The sequence below is a fragment of the Pseudidiomarina mangrovi genome (genome assembly GCF_003999375.1).
Taxonomy (GTDB): Bacteria; Pseudomonadota; Gammaproteobacteria; order Enterobacterales; family Alteromonadaceae; genus Pseudidiomarina; species Pseudidiomarina mangrovi.
On sequence record NZ_RJLC01000005.1, the window covers coordinates 75240 to 94346 of the forward strand.

Genomic DNA, 19107 nt, shown 5'->3' on the forward strand with positions numbered 1-19107 from the left:
TAACTGATTTGACTCTACGCGCGTTTGCCTTTAGCGTGAGCGCCGTGCCTGTTGTGGTGGGTACTAATGATGTTGGAGATGAGATATGCATAAGTTGGCGCTGTTAATGACCGCCGTTGTCACCCTGTTGAGCTCGCTGTCGAGCCACGCGCAAAGTAGCACCGAAGGAGCTGCCGAGGGCGCTAACAAGAGCCCGCCGCGCTATAACCTGTTGCTGGCTGGCGGAAATCTGCGTATTTGCTCGACCATGCAAAGTAACAACTGCGACGATACCCGCTGGATTGACCGCAACACCATGCGTATTGAGCGCTATCTGAGTTTGTCTGAGCGGAATATGAAAGCGCTATTAGATGACAGCTTATGGCCGGCTCATCGTCGTACTATGCGTGACCAAGTGCGCGAAGCGTTGACCATTATCAAGCAGCGGGTCAACCAAGATGTCATGTCAGAATACACCTTTATGGACGAGTTTGGCCGTCGCGCTACCGCCTATGTATACGATAATTTATCGGATCAAGAGATGCGCCTGATTGTTGATCATTTGGAAATGCCAACGCCAACAGACCGCCAAGAAGTGGTAGACCTGAACATGAATATTGATTTAGCCAGTCGCGAGTTGGTGCGTGGTTTGGTGCTACAAGCACGCAGTTTGACCGCCGAAGGGCAGCGCCCCAAGGTATTGGTGGTGACTGCAGCGGCGCGCGATAGCTTAGGGGCGGCCGACTTTTATACCCGGCTGCTTGAGTCGGCAGGGGCAGATGTTACGTGGTTACCCATTGATGCGGCGGTCAATAGTGCGCAACTCACGCAACGCTGCGCGGCGCTCGCTGATATTCGCGTTGAGCTATTGGCTACTTGGCAACGCGCTAAGGTGCATCCGGCACGGCATCAGCAGCAGCTCGATTATTGTCAGAATTTAACTGCTGGCGCGGAATTACTGCGCGATGCTCACGGCGTGTTTTTTGCCGATGGCTCGGCGCATCTGTTACGCCAGGCCATGCTCACGCCATTGGGCCAGCCCACGGCGCTGACCGAAGCCATGTATCGGCGTTTGCAGAATCAGTCATTGGTGGTTGCGGCCATGGGTGGCGCTAGTGCCGCACTCACGGCACGGGCGATGCTGAGCGGTGGCAGCAGCGAAATGGCTATGAAAGAAGGTGCTCGTGCCGCAGACCCAGCCGGTGGCGCCTGCGATTTAGATGACAGCTGCCCGTTAGGCTTGAACCAAGACAGCCTGACCTATCACCCGTTAGGTGGTTTGGGTTGGTTTAGCCCAGCCATTATTGATACCGAATTTACTGAAAAAGGCCGCCACGGCCGCTTGTTACGGTTAGCTGCAACCACCAGTACGCCATTGGCGCTCGGCATCGATGAGAAAACCGGGCTGATGGTGAATACTCGTACTGGAGCATTTGAAGTGATTGGCCGCGGCGGGGTGTTTTTTAGCGTGGCGCCGGTACAGAACGACAGCGCGGTAGCATCGACCTTTCATTATGTAATGGCGGGCAGTTCTGGTCGCTTTGGCGATGGCGACATTGCTGATGTGCAGCTGGCGACAGCCGGGCGAGTAGTGACCGAGGCACCGACCACGCGCTTTTTAAGCGACCGCGGTTTAGCTGACTCGCTGCGCTTGTTGTGTAATGAACGCGACAGCGTGACCGCGCTGGATGGCCAGTTCCGCTTAACCTTGCTGGGCGATGACAGCACCACGCGGCAAATTGCCGGTGGTGAATGTCAGGTGATGAATGCGCGCATGGGTATTGCTTGGGAGCCGCAGAAGAATCTGTAACCTGGTTGGCTTGGTGACTTAGGCGATGCCGTATTGCTGGCGGTAGGCCTTGACCGCGTCAAGGTATGCTGCCAGCTGCTCATTGGCCGATTCGGCTAAGAAGGCAATCACATCGTTGAGTTTAACAATGCTGATCACCGTCGCGCCAAAGTCGCGCTCCACTTCTTGAATAGCGCTGAGCGTGCCTTGGCCGCGCTCTTGCCGATCCAGCGCAATCAGCACCCCAGCTAACTCCGCACCGTTGGCCTCCACAATCGCCATCGACTCGCGAATAGCGGTGCCGGCGGTGATCACGTCATCCACTAACATCACTTTGCCGTGCAGCGCCGAGCCGACTAAATTGCCGCCTTCGCCATGGGTTTTGGCTTCTTTGCGGTTAAAGCAGTAAGGCACATCGCGCTGATGGTGATCATACAGCGCAATAGCCGCCGCGGTAGCAATTGGAATGCCCTTGTAAGCCGGGCCAAACAGCACATCAAAGTCGACACCGCTATCCACTAACGCCGCCGCGTAAAAGCGCCCTAATCGGGCTAAGTCAGCGCCTTTGTTGAACAACCCGGCATTGAAAAAATACGGGCTAGTGCGGCCTGATTTCAGCGTAAATTCACCAAATTTCAGGACCCCACGGTCAATAGCAAACTGAATAAACTCGCGTTGGTAATCTTTCATAGTGCGTCTCGTGCTTAATGATACGGTTAATTTAAAGCGGCTTTTTGTAAATCCATCAGTTCGCGAACGGCGTGACGCGCCAGCTCGAGCATGGCGTTCATTTCGTCCAGCGCGAATGGCTCGGCTTCAGCAGTGCCTTGAATTTCAATAAACTTGCCGGCTTCGGTCATCACCACGTTCATGTCGGTGTCAGCTTTGGAATCTTCGGCGTAATCCAAGTCGGCCACTGGCGTACCATTATAAATACCGACCGAGATAGCGGCCACTAGGCCTTTCAGCGGGTTGGTTTTGACCAATCCTTCTTTACGCATCCAGTTCAGCGCGTCCACTAAGGCCACACAGGCGCCAGTAATAGACGCGGTGCGGGTACCGCCATCGGCTTGTAGTACATCGCAGTCAATGGTGATGGTGTTTTCGCCCAGCGCGCTGAGGTCCACGCAGGTGCGCAAGGCACGGCCAATCAGCCGTTGAATTTCTAGCGTACGGCCACCTTGCTTACCGCGTGACGCCTCGCGCTCGTTACGGGTGTGGGTAGAGCGTGGCAGCATGCCGTATTCCGCGGTGACCCAGCCCTTGCCGCTGCCTTTAAGAAAGCGCGGTACGCCACGGTCGACGCTGGCGGTGCAGAGTACTTTGGTGTCGCCAAACTCAATCAACACCGAGCCTTCGGCATGACGGGTAAAGTTGCGGGTAATGGTTACCGGGCGGATTTGTTGAGCAGTACGGCCACTTGGACGCATACGAATTCCTCTTGCTAAGTGGCTGCCTGTGGCAACCCAAAAAATGTTGCTGAAGTATACCAGAGCATGCGGCAAATTTCTGCGCTGCAGCAGAATTATGAATGCCAGCCAGCAATGGTGTAAACTGACGCTCATTCAGTTGAATAGCACAAGGCTTAACTTATGATGCAAAGTATGACCGGCTACGCGCGCCACGAATTGAAAGCCCAATGGGGCACAGCGGCGTGGGAGCTGCGCTCGGTAAACCAACGCTACCTAGAAACCTACTTTCGCTTACCCGAGCAGTTTCGCAGCCTAGAGAACAGCTTGCGCGAGCGGCTGCGGGCGCAGTTGCAGCGTGGCAAAGTAGAATGTTCGCTGCGCTTGCATATTGAAACTGGCGGGCAAACTAGCCTGAGCCTGAACGAAGAGTTAGCCAAAAGCGTGATTGCCAGCGCCAATTGGATTTCTGGGCAGTCGGTCAGCTCGCAGCTTAACCCACTCGATGTATTGCGTTGGCCCGGCGTGGTGGCGCAGCAAGAAGAGGATATGGACGCCATTCAGGCCGACGTATTAGCCGCCTTTGAAACCACCTTGGCCGAGTTTATTGCTAACCGCGCCAGTGAAGGCGCCGCGCTTGAGCGGTTGATCAGTGAGCGCCTAGCCGGCGTGGCTGAACAGGCCGCCTTTGTGCGCACCCGCATGCCGGAAATTTTGCAATGGCAGCGCGAGCGTTTGCTGAACCGCCTCGCCGAAGCCAAAGTAGACCTCGACCCCAGCCGCGTTGAAGCCGAAATTGTGATGCTGGCGCAACGGGTAGACGTAGCGGAAGAACTGGATCGGCTCGACACTCACGTAGCCGAAACCCGCAAAATCCTCCGCAAAGGTGGCGCGTGCGGCCGTCGCCTGGATTTCATGATGCAAGAGTTCAACCGCGAAGCGAACACCCTAGCCTCTAAATCCATTAGCGCCGATGTCACCACCGCTGCGGTAGAGCTGAAAGTGCTGATTGAGCAGATGCGGGAGCAGATCCAGAACATCGAGTGACGCTGAGAATGGTTCAAATAACTGGACCATCATCTGTGATATCCGCCTAAATTAAACGACGCTCAATCACGCTATATGGACAATCGGGGCTACCAGTCCCGGTTGATTTTCTTGTGTGTGCTCTACAGAGTCTCTATCACAAATATTTGCAGGTTTCACGCGCACAGATTGTGGTATCTTTTTAAGCATATTAATAACAAGCTCAAAATGGATTAAGACAGGGATATAAAAATGACAAGTACCCAACAGCGCGCCGCGCTTCAGCGCCAAATTTGGCAGATTGCCAACGACGTTCGTGGCTCAGTAGACGGCTGGGATTTTAAGCAGTATGTACTCGGTACCTTGTTCTATCGCTTTATCAGCGAAAACTTCGCCAGCTACATCGAAGCCGGTGACGAAAGCATCAACTATGCATCGCTTGATGACTCGGTAATTACCGACGACATCAAAGACGATGCCATTAAAACCAAAGGCTATTTTATTTACCCAAGCCAATTGTTCGTGAACGTTGCTAAGAACGCGAACAACAACGAGAGCCTGAACACCGACCTCGCCCGCATCTTCGGTGAAATTGAAAATTCAGCCAACGGCTATGCATCGGAAGATGACATTAAAGGCTTGTTCGCAGATTTTGATACCACCAGCAATCGCTTGGGTAATACCGTCAAAGACAAAAACCTACGCTTAGCGGCGGTATTAAAGGGCGTAGCCGGGTTAGACTTCGGCAACTTCGAAGATAACCAAATTGATTTATTCGGCGATGCCTACGAATTCCTTATTTCAAACTACGCAGCGAATGCCGGGAAATCAGGCGGTGAGTACTTTACGCCGCAACATGTATCTGAACTATTAGCTTTGGTGGCTGTTCATGGCCAAGAACGTATCAACAAAATATACGACCCAGCTGTTGGTTCCGGCTCGTTGTTGATGAAAGCCCGTAAGCACATGGACCCACATCGTATTGAAGACGGTTACTTCGGGCAGGAGATTAACCATACCACCTACAACCTTGCCCGTATGAATATGTTCTTGCACAACATCAACTACGACAAGTTCAATATCCAGTTAGGAAACACGCTCACTAACCCACATTTTCTGGATGACAAGCCGTTTGATGCCATTGTTTCTAACCCACCCTACTCGGTGAAATGGATAGGTAGCGATGACCCAACGCTTATTAACGACGAGCGTTTTGCCCCTGCAGGCATACTCGCGCCTAAATCAAAAGCTGACTTCGCCTTTGTATTGCACGCACTCAGTTACCTTTCAAGCAAAGGCCGTGCAGCCATTGTTTGCTTTCCGGGCATTTTCTATCGCGGCGGTGCTGAGCAGAAAATTCGTAAGTACCTTGTGGATAACAACTACGTTGAAACCGTGATTTCGTTAGCGCCAAACTTGTTCTTTGGTACCACGATTGCAGTCAACATTTTGGTGCTCTCGAAGCATAAGCAAGACACCAGTACGCAGTTTATTGACGCGAGTAACTTGTTCAAGAAGGAAACCAATAACAACGTACTGACCGATGAGCACATCGAGCAGATAATGAAGGTGTTTGCAAGTAAAGAGGATGTTGAGCACTTTGCCAAGTCGGTACCATTCGAGAAGGTAGCAGAAAGTGACTACAACCTCTCCGTCAGCAGCTATGTTGAGGCCAAAGACAATCGCGAAGTTATCGACATTACCGAACTCAACGCTGAGCTGAAAACTACCGTTGCCAAGATTGACCAATTGCGTGCAGATATTGATGCGATTGTGGCGGAGATTGAGGGTGTTTGAGATGAGTGAACTATGTTTTATTGAGCGATTACTTGGTGACGTAGAGGTCGACTGGGTGCCTATTAGCAAAGTGACGCTGCGCACTAGCAATATAAAGTGGCGTGAAGTTAAACGTGATTATAAATATATCGATTTAACTTCTGTCAGTATAGAAACTAAGCAAATTATAGAAACATCATGGGTGTCACCAAATAATGCTCCAAGTCGTGCTCAGAAGCTTGTAGAAAAAAATGATGTAATCTTTGCGACTACTCGGCCAACTCAAATGCGCTATTGTTTGATTGGAGACGATTACCACGGAGAAGTAGCCAGTACTGGCTATTGCGTATTGCGTGCGAGAAAAGAGAAGGTGTTACCTAAATGGATCTTGCATCTGATTTCAACGAGCCAATTTAAAAGATACCTTGAAGATAATCAGAGTGGATCAGCCTATCCAGCAATTTCTGATGCGAAGCTTAGGGCATTCTATATCCCAATTCCGTGCCCTGAAAACCCAGAAAAGTCGCTACAAATTCAAGCGGAAATCGTCCGAATTTTGGACGCATTTACCTCCCTTACCGCCGAGCTTACCGCCGAGCTTACCGCCGAGCTTACCGCGCGCAAAAAACAATACAACTACTACCGTGATAAATTGCTCAGCTTTGAAGACAGTGAGGTGGAGTGGAAGACGCTGGGAGAGATTTCAAAGAATATTTCCTCAGGCGGAACGCCAAAAACCGGCGTGGCGGATTATTACGATGGCAATATTCCTTGGTTACGGACTCAAGAAATAGATTTTTGTGAAATATGGGATACAAATATAAAAATAACCGAAGCGGGATTAAAAAACTCGAGTGCAAAATGGATTCCCGAGAATTGCGTAATTGTTGCAATGTATGGAGCGACAGTTGGAAAAATTGGCATCAATAAAGTACCAATCACCACAAACCAGGCATGTGCGAATATATGTCTCGATGAGAAAGTTGTTAATTATCGTTATGTATTTCATTACTTGACCAGCCAGTACGAATATATAAAGTCACTAGGTACAGGTTCACAGACAAATATTAATGCGCAAATCGTTAAAAATTTGAAAGTACCTATACCTTTCGCAGATGACATTGAGAAATCACTTGCAGACCAGGCACGAATTGTCGCGATACTCGACAAGTTTGACGCCCTCACTAATTCAATCACGGAGGGTCTCCCTCGCGAAATCGAGCTGCGTCAAAAGCAGTACGAGTATTACCGTGATTTGCTGCTAAGCTTTCCAAAGCCAGACGAAGAGGCGGCTTGAGATGTTGATTTCGCAACGTAAAGTAACCCGCTTACACGTTGATTACAGAGCGACTGAGACAATTGTGCCTACAGGAAATAGGTCGTTAACCGCAACTTGTCAGCATTTCTTACCAGTTCAAATCGATAACCGATTGATTCACATTCAAGGAAGGCTCTCAGGCAACTGCCGAGGATTCCTCGGTAGATCAAAGTTTAACCAAAAAAAGGAAAAGGAGTTTCCGATGACCAACAATATTGAAATTTACCAATTTACTCACGGCAAGTTAGAACGTGATTCAATATGTGCAGAATTTGCACGAACTGCTCTCGTTATAGCGGTGGTAACCCATGACTAACAAGCTAAGTGTCAAAGACCAAACCTCTGAATTTCTGCTTTACACCGCACCCAATGGCGATATTAAAGTTGAGGTGTTGCTGAGCGATGAAACTATTTGGCTAACGCAAGATCGTATGGCGGAACTGTTTGGGGTTGGCGTTCCTGCAATTTCCAAGCACTTGAAGAATATTTTTGAAAGTGGTGAGCTAGAGCAAGAAGTGGTTATTTCCATTTTGGAAACAACCACTGAACATGGCGCCATTCCTGGGAAAACGCAAACTAAGAAGGTCAAATACTACAACCTCGACGCAGTCATTTCTGTTGGTTACCGAGTAAATTCAACGCAAGCTACCCAGTTTCGTATTTGGGCAACTCAGCTGATTAAAGAGTACATCATCAAGGGCTTTGCCATGGATGATGAGCGTCTGAAAAATGGCCAGTACTTTGGCAAAGACTACTTTAAAGAGCTGCTCGAGCGCGTTCGTTCCATTCGCGCGAGCGAGCGGCGTATTTATCAGCAGATCACCGATATTTTTGCTGAGTGCAGTATCGACTACGACCCAAAATCAGAAACCACGCGCCAGTTCTATGCCCACGTGCAGGATAAATTCCACTATGCCATTACCGGGCATACCTCGGCTGAAATTATTAGCCTGAAAGCAGATGCCAGTAAGCCGCTTATGGGAATGACAACTTATAAGAATGCCCCCAAAGGCCGCGTGCTGAAATCGGATACGATTATCGCCAAAAACTACTTATCAGAAACCGAAATTAAACAACTAGAACGCACGGTATCGTCGTTTTTTGATTACATTGAGGGCATTATTGAACGGCGTAACACTTTTACTATGGAAGCCTTTGCTGCCAGCGTGGATAAGTTCTTAGCCTTTAACGAATATCAGATACTTGAAGGTTATGGCAGTGTGTCGCGGGCAATTGCTCAGCAGAAGGCTTACCAAGAATACGAACAGTTTAATAAGCAACAGAAAATTGAGTCAGATTTCGACCGCCAAGTGAAAAAGCTGTTGCAGAAAAAGGATACAAAGGAATGACCACTTACAAACCCATAGCCGAGTCAAAACACTTTATCGTTTTAGATAAGTACACCAAGCAATATGAAGTTGCTGAAAGCTACCAAAGCGAGAGTGATTTAGAGCGTGAGCTGATTCAAGATTTAGTGAATCAGGGCTATGAGTATGTACCTGGCCTAAATAACCCAATGGCGATGCTTGCCAACGTGCGCGTACAGTTACAAACCTTAAATAACGTTGAATTCTCGGACGGCGAGTGGGCGCGATTTGTTGAGACTTACCTTGATAGGCCCAGCGACAGCATCACCGACAAAACGCGCAGAATTCACGACGATTACATTGAAGACTTCGTCTTTGATGATGGTCGCATTCAAAACATCTATCTGGTCGATAAAAAGAGCATCGCACGCAACAAAGTGCAGGTGGTCAAGCAGTTTGAACAAACGGGTTCGCACGCGAATCGTTACGACGTAACCATTCTGGTGAACGGCCTACCACTCGTTCAAATTGAACTGAAAAAACGCGGTGTGGCCATTCGTGAAGCCTTTAACCAAGTGCACCGCTACAGCAAAGAAAGCTTTAACGCCGAGAGCTCGCTATTTAAGTATTTGCAGCTGTTTGTTATTTCAAACGGTACCGACACGCGCTACTTTGCCAACACCGTGAAGCGCAACAAAAACACCTTCGATTTCACCATGAACTGGGCAAAATCTGACAACGGCTTGATTAAAGACCTTAAAGACTTCACTGCGACCTTCTTTCAAAAAGAGACGTTGCTCAAGGTGTTGCTGCACTTCTCGGTGTTTGATGTCAGCGACACCTTGCTGGTGATGCGGCCTTATCAAATTGCCGCCACAGAGCGCATATTGTGGAAGATTAAGAGCGCGTTTCAGGCCAAGCAATGGAGTTCAACCGATGCTGGCGGCTATATCTGGCACACCACAGGCTCGGGGAAAACATTAACCAGCTTTAAAGCAGCACGCTTAGCGACCGAACTCGAATTTATCGACAAGGTATTCTTCGTGGTGGACCGTAAAGATCTCGATTACCAGACCATGAAGGAATATCAGCGCTTCTCGCCGGATAGCGTGAATGGCTCGGATAGCACCGCAGGCCTTAAGCGTAATTTGAGTTTGGACGACAACAAAATCATTGTGACCACCATTCAAAAGCTGAATAACCTGATGAAAACCGAGCGCGATTTGCCGGTCTATCGTCAGCAGGTGGTGTTTATTTTTGACGAATGCCACCGCAGCCAGTTTGGTGAAGCGCAGAAGAACCTACAGAAGAAATTTAAGCGCTATTATCAGTTTGGTTTTACTGGCACGCCGATATTTACTGTTAACGCTTTAGGCGCTGAAACAACGCAAAGTGTATTCGGGCTTGAGCTGCACTCGTACGTGATCACTGATGCCATTCGCGACGAAAAAGTGCTTAAGTTCAAAGTGGACTACAACGACGTACGCCCGCAGTTCCGTCAAATTGAGACCGAGCAGGACGAGAAAAAACTCAGTGCCGCAGAGAACAAACAAGCATTACTACACCCGGAACGTATTCGGGAAATCACCCAATACATACTGACCCACTTCCGCCAAAAAACGCACCGCATGAAGGCGGGCGGGCGAGGTTTTAATGCCATGTTCGCGGTAAGCAGCGTTGATGCCGCAAAAGCCTACTACGAGGCATTTAAACAACTTCAACAAGATGCCGAGCGACCTTTGCGCGTCGCCACTATCTTCTCGTTCGCCGCGAATGAAGAGCAAGATTCCATCGGTGAGATACCAGATGAAAGCTTTGAAGTTTCTGCCATGAATAGCAGCGGTAAAGAGTTTTTAAGCGCAGCGATTGCTGATTACAACGCCATGTTTCAGTCCAACTATGGCGTGGATAGCAACGGCTTCCAAAACTACTACCGTGATCTTGCCAAGCGTGTGAAAAGCCAAGAAATTGATTTGTTGATTGTGGTGGGTATGTTCCTCACCGGTTTTGATGCACCGACACTGAATACCTTGTTTGTGGATAAGAACCTGCGTTACCACGGACTTATTCAAGCCTATTCGCGCACCAATCGTATTTACGATGCTACGAAGACTTTCGGCAATATCGTGACCTTCCGTGATTTGGAGAAAGCGACGATTGATGCCATCACTCTATTTGGTGATAAGAATACCAAGAATGTAGTGCTCGAGAAGAGCTATAAAGAGTACATGGAAGGCTTCACAGACCTCGTCACTGGGCAAGCGCGACGTGGCTTTATGGAAGTGGTTTCCGAACTCGAGCAGCGTTTTCCTAACCCTGATGAAATTGAGCTCGAGAAAGACAAGAAAGACTTCGCCAAATTATTTGGCGAGTATTTGCGAGTTGAAAACATTCTGCAAAATTACGATGAATTTGCCAGCTTAAAAGCGTTGCAGACCATTGATACTAGCGATGCGGAAGCTGTTGAAGCGTTCAAAATTGAGCATCACTTAAGCGACGACGATATTGCGACGTTACAAACGATTCGCATACCGCCTGAGCGCAAGGTGCAGGATTATCGCTCGACCTATAACGATATTCGCGACTGGATACGCCGCGAGAAATCAGCCGAGAACCAAGCACAGTCAACGATTGACTGGGACGATATCGAGTTTGAGATCGACTTGCTGAAGTCGCAGGAAATAAACCTCGACTACATTCTTGAACTGATATTTGAGCAGAACAAGAAAAATAAAAGCAAAGGTGACTTGATTGAAGAAGTTCGCCGTCTGATTCGAGCCAGCCTTGGTAACCGCGCCAAAGAAAGCTTAATTGTCGATTTTATCAACCAGACCGATCTAGATGAGATGCCAGATAAAGCGGGCATTATCGATGAATTCTTCAAATTCGCTCAAGCCGAGCAACAGCGTGAAGCCGAAGAGCTCATTCGTTCAGAGAACCTCAACGAAGACGCCGCCAAGCGCTACATAGCAGCGTCATTACGCCGCGAATACGCCAGTGAAAACGGCACCGAACTCAATTCCACGCTGCCGAAACTAAGCCCGCTGAACCCGGAATACCGAACTAAGAAGCAAACGGTGTTTCAGAAGATCTCGGCGTTTGTTGAGAAGTTTAAAGGGGTTGGTGGGCAGCTTTAAGATAGCCCCAAACCTTTCTGAACGACGAGAGTTTGCCCAGTTTGTTACTGTGATGTAAAGTTGGTTCTAAAGGAGCGAGAGTTGCGATGGCATCAAAGGATAAAAGCATAAGAGTTGTTTGAAATCATTCGACTTGATGTGACTTTTAGGTGGCTAAAAGCAGAGATGGTATAGATTCTAAGCATATATATAAATCATCTAAGGAAATATAATGACGGCAGAAGTAGCGATAGCAAACGGAAGCGCGGTTGCACTAGCTGCGGACAGTGCAGTGACTATAGGCGGCAGAAAAATTTATAACTCCGCTATAAAGCTATTTTCGCTTTCAAAGCTGCATCCCGTTGGAATCATGATTTACGGAAATGCAAATCTACTTGAAGTTCCTTGGGAAACTCTGATCAAGACATGTAGACAAAAATTGGGAACAGAGAAGTTTGAAACCCTAGAGGATTACGGGGATTTCTTTATAAAATTCATAAAGGATAGCAAAAAATACTTTTCTGAAGATAGTCAAAAGTCATGGGTTCAGGGGAACGTTACCGCCTATTTCGAAATGATTCGTGACGAGTTAGATGAAAAGGTTCATCCAATTTTCGAAAAGGATGGTGAGGTGGACTATGAGACTGCATATACTTGCTTTCGAGATATAGTAATTGGACACCATCAAGAACTCAAAGAGCGCGAACTCTCAGCTGAAATCGATTCAAACTTTGAAAAGTTAGTAAAATCGAAATACAAAGCTATTTTCAAGGAAGTAGCTGCGCACGTCTTTCAAAACCTCAAGCCTAAGCCGCCTTTAATGGCAAAGCTTAATGATATAGCCACTTTTTTGCATACGCGCTCAATTTATTCGAATGGTACTTCTGGAATAGTTATATCAGGTTTTGGCCATGACGAGATATACCCGTCCATACTGACGTACGAAATCGAGGGTGTGATAGACGGCGTATTAAAATTTAGAAAGCTCGAGAGAAAGTCATATAAAGTAACGAGTGTTAACGACTGTAGTATCGTTGCGTTTGCACAAGAAGATATGGTTGCTGCGTTCATGAACGGTATGAATCCGTCTGTAAATGAACTAATAAATGTATATTTAAATCATATATTTAGCCGTTTGCCAGATCTATTAAGTGACGAAGAGTTAGAGGGAAGTGCGGTAGATTCTGATACAATAAAGAAGAAATTACAGGGTGATGCAAAAACTCTACACGCTGATTTTATTGATGTAATCCAAAAGCACATTAGAGAGCAGCATATTTCCCCAGTCTTGAATATGGTGACGGCTTTACCGAAAGATGAGTTAGCTGCTATGGCAGAGTCCCTCGTAAATTTGACGGCGTTCAAGCGACGGATGACGGAATCTCTCGAAACCGTAGGGGGTCCAATCGACGTAGCAGTAATATCTAAAGGAGATGGTATGGTTTGGGTGAAAAGGAAGTTATACTTTCCTAAAGATATAAATCGTCATTTTTTTGATAATTATTTTAAAGGATTCGAAAATGACTAAATCGACCAAAGTGAAAAATTGCGTTTATAAATCATTTGAGCAATTTCGAGCAGAGCTTTTTCCTCAAAGCCGAGACTGTGCTAAAGCTGAGAACCGAGCTAGTCAAAATGTTCATGATTTGGCGGTCTGCTTGGCCGAAATTTCGTTTAATGAGGTGCTACGACACAGCAGAGAGGCATAAGGTGAAGCGAAGTCAGAGCCTAAGAGGTAATTTTATATAAATTTCTTTATAGGGCATCAACTATTTCTAGCCTTTTTTCATGCTCAGGGTAATTGATAAATCCGACAGTCTACCGAGAGGTTCGCTGATGTTAGCTATAACTTTAAACTTGTCTAACTGGATCCAAAAGTGGATCCTAAATATGAAAGTGGCTAGCCTTAAAACCAGCAACCATTTGTTTTATAAGCAAATAATATCCACATCATCCATTCAGATCCAAAACATAGAATAAAACCCAGCAGGCATTTAGCCTGCTGTGCTTTTATCCGCAGTAAAGCCAAAATAGGCGCTGACCACCTGCCAGCTGAGCTGTTGTAGCTTCAGCGCGGTGTCTGGGTCGAGGTCGGCGTGGAACAGGTTGCCCTCGGGGCTACGCTGATGCAGGCTGGCGTAAAACACGCAGGCAGCGAGGTAGGTACCGGCTACGCTGGGGTGTTTGACATCGCGGCGGTAGGTGAGCTCGGCGTCATCGTCGCTGGAGCTGACGCCGCGCACATCAGGCACCAACAGGCTGATGTCGGGGTACTGGTGGCTCGCCACCGCGAAGGCTGCGCCTACCGGCACCACCAGCGTGTCATTGGCTTTGCCGACTTTTTCGTAGGCGCGCTGCAACGCAGCACCCATATCGGCATCACCCTGATAGCCCCAGGTCATAAACAGCACCGGGCGGATCTTGCGCTCTTTCAAGGAACTGATCATGCGCTCCATCACCAGCTCAAAGCGCTCCGATTTATCCTTGCTCACTGGTTCTGTGCTATGACCTTGTAGCACCACGATATCCCAGTCGTCGTCACCGCTACTCAAGTAGCTATTTAACAACCGACCGGTTTCGTGAATGTACCCACCGGATAGCGTCAGCAGTCGTACGCGGTGCTCACCCGCTTGCCAACTATCATCGGCACGGATGAGGTTGGCATAGTGGTTGTGAATACCATTGCTGTAAAAGCTAAAGCTATTGCCGACAAACAGCACGCGCTTATTGTCGCTATTGGCCTGAACCGGAGCCACCAACAGCGCGAGCGTGCATAAACTGACTAACCATTTAGCGATCATCAAGCGACTCCTCAGTTATGCCACAAAGACCATGGGTGCCAACCAAATGGCCACCAGCGTTAACAGCACCATACCAATAATGTTCAGCAGTAATCCTGCCTGCACCATGTCTGGAATGGTTAACTTGCCCGAGGCGAACACAATGGCATTCGGTGGTGTCGCTACCGGTAACATGAAGGCGCAGCTAGCGGCCAAGGTAACTGGCACACACAGCAGCAACGGCGATACCCCAAGCTCTAGCGCCACGGCGGCAACCACTGGCAAAAATGTTGCCGCAGTAGCCACGTTACTAGTCAGTTCGGTGAGGAATATCACCAGGCCCGTAGCGGCCAGAACTAATGCCAGCACGCCAAAGGCGCCGAGTGGCATCAAGCTACTACCCAGCCATGCGGCCAGCCCAGAATCAGACACCGCTGCGGCAAGGCTTAAGCCGCCGCCGAACAACACCAACACGCCCCATGGTAAACCTTGTACGTTTTCCCAGGTTAGTAATTGGCTTTGTTTTTGCGAGCCACTGGGCAGCAAAAACAGCAGCAATGCTGCGGTCATGACGATGCCGGTATCGGTCAGAAAATCGATACCAAGCCAGGTTGAAATTGGCCGCCGCAAGATCCAGAAGGTCACCACCAACAAGAACACCACACCAACGCGGGCCTCGGCCTTGGTCATAGGGCCTAAATCAGCGACCATTTTCTTGATGTGTTCGTTGACTTCTGGGTTGGCTGGAATATCCACTTTATAGCTGACATGCGTCAGCGAATACCAAGCCAGAGGTAACATCACTACCATCACCGGTACACCCACCAGCATCCAGTTAGCGAAGGTGATGTGGATATCGTAGTTCTCGACTAAAAACGCCGCTAGTAAAGCATTTGGTGGGGTACCAATCAGCGTGGCTAGGCCGCCAATCGTGGCCGCGTAAGCTAAGCCTAAGAGCATGGCTTTTTGGAAGGCTTTGATTTGGCGGTCGTTCAAATGCTGATTTTCTTGCGCGATCATATTGGCAACGGAGAGCGCAATCGGCATCAGCATCATGGTGGTGGAGGTATTGGTCATCCACATCGATAACAACGCTGCCACCACCATAAAGCCACCGATCAAAAACTTACCATCGGTGCCGGTAATCGACAAAATCGCCAAGGCGATGCGTTTATGTAACTGCCATTTTTCAATCGCAATCGCCAGTATAAACGCGCCTAAAAATAAGTAGATGATGGGGTTGGCATAATGACGCGTGGTGTCCGCCATAGAGGCAACGTCCAAAAACGGGAACATCACCATTGGCAAGAACGCGGTCACTGGCACCGATACCGCTTCGGTGGCCCACCATGCTGCCATCCAGAGCCCCACAGCAGCAACCCGCCAAGCGGCTGGTTCCATGGCTGTTTGGCTGCTGTCTAGCAGCATCATCAGAAAGAAAATGGTTGGCCCGAGTAACAGGCCAACATTTTGGTAGCGCGCCCGCTCAGGGGCGCACGTATCAGTTGCGTGCATGATTACATCCTAACTAGGGTCAGTTAATTAAAATCGCGCACTTACGTCGATGTAGAACTGTCTGCCGTAGTCACGATGGGCATCAGCAAAGAAGCCAAAAGAGCCGTCGGCAAGTGGCGCACGCTCATCAAATATGTTGACCACACCTAAGCGGAAGCGCGTATCGACTTCATTCACCTCAACGTTGTAGTCAAAGGTGGCATTGAACGTGGTCATCGCTGGGATCACATAGCGGGTACCGTCGTTCAAGGTCAAGCTGCTTTGATAGAAGCTACCGATGCGGTTACCGGTTAAGGATGCCGCATAATCGCCTTTGCGCCAAGCGGCGCGCACTGAATGGCGTTCTTTTTGGTTGCCATCGCGGCCGATCAGATCGGCGAACCCGGTGACTGGGTACGAAGCCGGCAATAGGCCACTGGCTTGCGCTTCAACCAATACCGCGGCATCACCGCCAGCGGCTTGTTCAAATTTCTCTAAGAACGAACCGTTATACTTGAAGTTAAAGCGACCATAGTCGGTATCTAAGGTGTAGTACACACCAATGTCATAACCGGCTAACTTGCGGGTATCAAGGTTGGCATACTGGTCGGTCACTTGGCTGATCACGCCACCCGGACAGATACCTGCCGCTTGATAGAAGCCAGCGGTGCCTTGGTCAACATCACCACGGGTGATTGCTGGGTTAAAGGTTGCGGTGTCACAGTTGCTCAAACCATTTTGCAGGCGCAGTACCAGGTCTAACAACGAATGGTTCTCTTCACCGAACAAACCGATGGTATTTTCTTTCTCGATGGTCCAGAAATCTACGGTCAGGGTGAGATCGTCGGTGGCATCGTAAACAATCCCGATGTTGGTGTTAGTCGACTCTTCCGGCACCAATTGGTCACTGCCTTGGGCTACCCGCTGCACCGGGGCATTACAATCCAAGCTGTCTTGGTTCGGGTCGCCACCGAATTCAGCCGCATATAAACAGGTATAGTCGGTACGGGTATTGTTCCGCGCCACGACACTCTCGTTGATAGTCACCAAGTTAGGCGCACGGAAGGCTTCTGACCACGAGCCGCGTAGCATGAAGTTGTCGATCGGCTGCCAACCAAAGGCAAACTTACCGACGGTGGTGCTAACAGTGTCGGAGAAATCTTCATAACGCAGTGCGGCTTGCACATCTAGGGTATCAGTAACTGGGATTTGGAATTCGGCGAACAGTGACATGACATCGCGGCTACCGCTACTGTCAGGGGTTGGGCTCGAGTTCACCACATCAGATACGAACGGATAGGTGGTGCCGCTGTAATCGGTGAACTGAATAGTGCCATCAAGACGCGGGTCGCGGTCATCATTAAACGACTCTTCGCGATACTCGGCGCCAACCACAAAGCCGACTGGACCTGCCGGTAATTCATAGATGGCCGGATTGGCAATCTTGAAATCGATCATGGTCAATTCGGTTTCATTGTTACGATAGACATCAATCAGGGCACGCTCAATGTTGCTATTCACACCACCACTGAACGGATTGTAAGCCGCTGATGTTGGGTCAAATAATGCCTCGGCCATGAGGATATTGGAAACCCGATTCGAGGTCACATCCGATTGCGTGGCTTTCGATTGCGTGAATGCCGCTTCCCAGTCCCACATACCCCAAACACCGCGGAAGCCTTGCAAGAAGCGATAGGAGTCACCGTCATTATTAACCACCCGTGGAATCTCAGCGAAGCGGTAGTTATCAATTTCGAGTTCTAAGCCGCTACAAGGTACGCCGGGGATCAACGCATCGGGGAGTCGATTTGGCGAACCACAGGGTCCAAGTGGATTGTAGTAGTTTTCTGCCCCGACTCTGAGTTTGTTGGCGGTGAAGGGCGAAGTTGGGTGACGACGAAGGTTGGTATTGGCTTTGTAATAAGAGAGCTCGGTGAAGCTTTCCACACCATTATCGAATTCGTGATTGATAAAGACGAAAATATTGCTACGGTCCATTTTCGAGCGCAGATCGCGGTCTTCGTTCAAGTTGAAGCGTACTGTGCCTTGGCCATCAATGGCGCCACAGGTGAATTCGTTGATGGTGTACTGACAGCGTGAGTCACCAATTGGGTATACTTCAAACTCACCAGCTGTATCGGTGATGGTGCCGTTGAGCCCTGAGTTTGAGGCACGCGTGATCACGTCGAACTGGCCATATAGCGAGTTTGCGCTATCGCCGCGGAAGCGTGTATCGCCGGCCCACAAAGAACCTTCTGGGATACGCCAGCGTAAATCGGAGTCGGCCCAACGTTCATCGTCTTGCGAATTGATGCGGTCGCGTTTATAGAAGCCCGCGAACACACTGACGTTGGTGCGGCCATTGTTGAAATCTTGCCCCCACTCAATTTGTAATTGCTGCGCTGGGCTGGAGAAATTTTCAAAGTCAGAGTAGCGCGCCGACACATTAAAGCCGACAAAATCACTTTTCACCACGTGGTTAACCACACCGGCTACGGCGTCGGCACCATAAATCGCCGAGGCACCATCACGCAGCACTTGAACTTGGTCGAGCGCAAAAATCGGGATCATGTTGACGTTGGCTGAGTTCACCGGCACAAAGCTGCCGCCCACTTCTTCAGTTTGGTAGGTGGCGGCGTTGACCATCCGTCGACCATTCAGCAACACCAGCGTGTTACCTGTTCCCAAGTTACGTAAGTTGTAAGCGCCGACATCACCACGCGCTGAGTTGACGCCACCGGAAATGTTATTTGCTTCACTCAGGAAGTTCTGGCCGTTTTCTGGAATTAGTTGCAACAGGTCGTCGAGTGATTCAACCCCGAGCTCACCAATTTCTTCGGCATTGATGACGGATACCGCCAGCGCTTCAGAGACTTGCGCATTCTTGATGTTAGAACCAACAACGGTAATTTTTTCAACGCCTTCACGTTGAATGGCGTCGCCTTCTTCAGTGCTGGTGTCTTGCGCAAAGGCTTGCGATGACAGCACGAGTGCTACTGCGGTAGCTACTTTCGTTAATTTAGTCGGGGTCGATACTGACTTATTATAATTGTTCATGATCAATCTCTCGCATGATGATTAACTGAATGTGTAATTCAGGTCATAAACGCATG

The 19107-nt window shown here is 49.0% G+C and carries 13 protein-coding genes; 8 read left to right on the forward strand and 5 right to left on the reverse strand.

Annotated features, from left to right (window positions below):
- The first annotated feature begins 85 nt into the window (after positions 1 to 85).
- On the forward strand, positions 86 to 1789 hold the full coding sequence (locus tag EFO84_RS01155; protein ID WP_127346227.1) for a type 1 glutamine amidotransferase family protein: 1704 nt from the start codon (positions 86 to 88) through the stop codon (positions 1787 to 1789).
- An 18-nt stretch (positions 1790 to 1807) separates the two neighbouring features.
- On the opposite strand, the gene pyrE is transcribed toward EFO84_RS01155, so the two are convergent.
- Complete coding sequence (gene pyrE / locus EFO84_RS01160) at positions 1808 to 2458, reverse strand: orotate phosphoribosyltransferase (protein ID WP_127346228.1); 651 nt, start codon at positions 2456 to 2458, stop codon at positions 1808 to 1810.
- Positions 2459 to 2484: 26 nt separating this feature from the next.
- Entirely contained in the window at positions 2485 to 3198 is a 714-nt protein-coding gene (gene rph / locus EFO84_RS01165) for a ribonuclease PH (protein WP_127346229.1), read from the reverse strand.
- Positions 3199 to 3360: 162 nt separating this feature from the next.
- On the opposite strand from rph, the gene EFO84_RS01170 reads away from it, so the two are divergent.
- From EFO84_RS01170 to EFO84_RS01200, 7 genes are all read left to right on the forward strand, one after another.
- On the forward strand, positions 3361 to 4224 hold the full coding sequence (locus EFO84_RS01170; RefSeq protein WP_127346230.1) for a YicC/YloC family endoribonuclease: 864 nt from the start codon (positions 3361 to 3363) through the stop codon (positions 4222 to 4224).
- Positions 4225 to 4455: 231 nt separating this feature from the next.
- A complete protein-coding gene (locus tag EFO84_RS01175) occupies positions 4456 to 6000 on the forward strand; it encodes a type I restriction-modification system subunit M (protein WP_127346231.1) in 1545 nt (514 codons plus the stop codon).
- Position 6001: 1 nt separating this feature from the next.
- The gene (locus tag EFO84_RS11780) at positions 6002 to 7276 is read left to right on the forward strand and encodes a restriction endonuclease subunit S (RefSeq protein WP_127346232.1); all 1275 of its coding nucleotides are present in this window, start codon (positions 6002 to 6004) and stop codon (positions 7274 to 7276) included.
- Position 7277: 1 nt separating this feature from the next.
- Positions 7278 to 7613, forward strand: a complete 336-nt coding sequence (locus EFO84_RS01185) for a hypothetical protein (protein WP_127346233.1) — start codon at positions 7278 to 7280, stop codon at positions 7611 to 7613.
- The gene (locus tag EFO84_RS01190; protein WP_127346234.1) at positions 7606 to 8646 is read left to right on the forward strand and encodes a virulence RhuM family protein; all 1041 of its coding nucleotides are present in this window, start codon (positions 7606 to 7608) and stop codon (positions 8644 to 8646) included. The genes EFO84_RS01185 and EFO84_RS01190 overlap by 8 nt, the downstream gene beginning before the upstream one ends.
- Entirely contained in the window at positions 8643 to 11741 is a 3099-nt protein-coding gene (locus EFO84_RS01195) for a type I restriction endonuclease subunit R (RefSeq protein ID WP_127346235.1), read from the forward strand. The genes EFO84_RS01190 and EFO84_RS01195 overlap by 4 nt, the downstream gene beginning before the upstream one ends.
- Positions 11742 to 11952: 211 nt before the next feature.
- Positions 11953 to 13248: a hypothetical protein gene (locus tag EFO84_RS01200; protein ID WP_127346236.1), complete on the forward strand. Its 1296-nt coding sequence runs from the start codon at positions 11953 to 11955 to the stop codon at positions 13246 to 13248.
- Positions 13249 to 13714: 466 nt separating this feature from the next.
- On the opposite strand, the gene EFO84_RS01205 is transcribed toward EFO84_RS01200, so the two are convergent.
- From EFO84_RS01205 to EFO84_RS01215, 3 genes are read right to left on the reverse strand one after another with little or no spacing between them, the layout of a single operon-like run.
- Positions 13715 to 14521 carry an SGNH/GDSL hydrolase family protein gene (locus EFO84_RS01205; protein WP_127346237.1) on the reverse strand — a complete coding sequence of 269 codons (807 nt, stop codon included), beginning with the start codon at positions 14519 to 14521 and terminating at the stop codon, positions 13715 to 13717.
- Positions 14522 to 14536: 15 nt separating this feature from the next.
- Positions 14537 to 16015, reverse strand: coding sequence for an SLC13 family permease (locus EFO84_RS01210; RefSeq protein ID WP_127346238.1), 1479 nt, complete (start codon positions 16013 to 16015; stop codon positions 14537 to 14539).
- A 27-nt stretch (positions 16016 to 16042) separates the two neighbouring features.
- The gene (locus tag EFO84_RS01215; RefSeq protein WP_127346239.1) at positions 16043 to 19051 is read right to left on the reverse strand and encodes a TonB-dependent receptor domain-containing protein; all 3009 of its coding nucleotides are present in this window, start codon (positions 19049 to 19051) and stop codon (positions 16043 to 16045) included.
- Between the last annotated feature and the right edge of the window lie 56 nt (positions 19052 to 19107).